Source organism: Pedobacter sp. 01N416 (genome assembly GCF_056399685.1).
The window spans coordinates 1-1,813 of the sequence record NZ_JBFTRT010000780.1 but is presented as its reverse complement, the minus strand read 5'-3'; the positions used below and the strand labels follow the sequence as shown (position 1 = coordinate 1,813).

The following is a 1,813-nucleotide window of genomic DNA, read 5'->3' as shown; positions in this document are numbered from 1 at the left end:
CCCTTACGGCAAAGGCAACCGATAATAACGGGGGAACAACGACATCTGCTATCGTAAACATTACCGTAAATACCTTGCCAACAATAGCCATCAGTTCACCGGCAAACAATGCTGTATATACGGCAGGTGCAAATGTTACTATTAATGCCAGCGCTACAGATGCGGACGGTACGGTTGCTAAAGTAGAGTTTTATCAGGGCAGCACGCTTTTAGGCCAGTCGACCACTGCACCATATAGCTTTACTTGGAATAATCCTGCTGTAGGAGCTTATGCGCTTACCGCAAAGGCAACCGATAATAACGGGGGAACAACGACATCTGCTATCGTAAACGTTACCGTAAATACCTTGCCAACAGTAGCCATCAGTTCACCGGCAAATAATGCTGTGTTTACTGCGGGTACAGACCTTACCATTAATGCCAACGCTACGGATGGAGATGGTACGGTTGCTAAAGTAGAATTTTATCAGGGCAGCACATTGCTAGGTCAGTCAGGCACTGCACCTTACAGTTTCACCTGGACTAATCTTCCTGCTGGAAACTATGCGCTTACCGCAAAGGCAACCGATAATAACGGGGGAACAAGCACATCAACAGCTGTAAATGTTACGGTCAGCGCTGCGCCAACGGTGGCGATTACCGCTCCGGTAAACAACGCTGTGTTTACCTCAAACTCGAATATTACCCTTAATGTCAATACTACCGGAACGATTGTTAAAGTAGAGTTTTATCAAGGATCAACCTTGTTGGGCCAATCTACAACGGCACCGTATAACATGGTGTGGAATAATGTTCCATCAGGAACGTATACGCTTAGTGCAAAAGCAACCGATAATTTAGGCAGGGTGGCTACATCTTCAGCTGTTACGGTGAAAGTAAACGCACCACAGGCTTTAGCGGTTAATCCGGTGGCCGATGCATTTGTAAGGGATGGTGCTTTTGCAAACGCTAATAACGGAACATTGAGCAATTTGGATGTGAGTAATGATAATTTATCCAATTTTAGGGAATCTTACCTGCGTTTCGATTATAGCACATTTTCGGGTTCAGTAGTGAACAGTGCAAAGATCAGGGTATATGCTTCCCGTATAGATGTCAATCCATTGAGGACTGTATCGGTGTATGGCCTGTCTAATACCACCTGGGGAGAAAATTCCATTACCTGGAACAACAAGCCATCAGAAAACGGTACACTACTGGGCAGCTATACTGTTAAAAATACAGTACGTGCCTGGTACGTACTGGATGTAACAGCCTATATCAATAGCCAGCTTGCTTTAGGGAAAAAAATCGTTTCCTTCAAACTGATCAATGAAGGCGCAAAAGGATTTGGTAACCTGGTAAGCTTTAATTCGCGTGAGGCAACCAGCAATAAGCCAGAACTGTTATTGAACCAGGAAGCCAGTGCAATGAGTTCCGAAGAGCTGCCATTAAATACCAATAATGGCAATGCCCTTGGATCATTACTGGCATTAAAAGTTACCGCATGGCCAAATCCAAGTACGACTGGGTTTAAAGTGCAGGTAGAAAGTCCTAGTAACGAAGCCTTACAGTATAGGGTATATAATGTTGCCCAGCAATTGGTTAAGGAAGCTAAAACAGCAGTTACTGAGCAGCTAACTTTTGGGGCCGAACTCCCTACCGGTGTATATGTGGTAGAGGTAAGACAGGGTGCAGAAAGAAAGGTTGTGAAAGTAATTAAGTTATAGCCGTTTTTTAAATATTATTTAAAAAGAGAGTGCCTAAAAGCACTCTCTTTTTGATGACTTGGAAAAAGTCATCTTTTTTATCTAAAAAGAAGTAAAGAATATAC

The 1,813-nt window shown here is 43.4% G+C and carries 1 protein-coding gene; it reads left to right on the top strand.

The annotated features are described in order from the left end of the window. Nucleotides 1-1,709: Ig-like domain-containing protein (locus AC1DND_RS27070; protein WP_477585853.1), on the top strand; the 1,709-nt coding region annotated here is incomplete at its 5' end. Between the last annotated feature and the right edge of the window lie 104 nt (nt 1,710-1,813).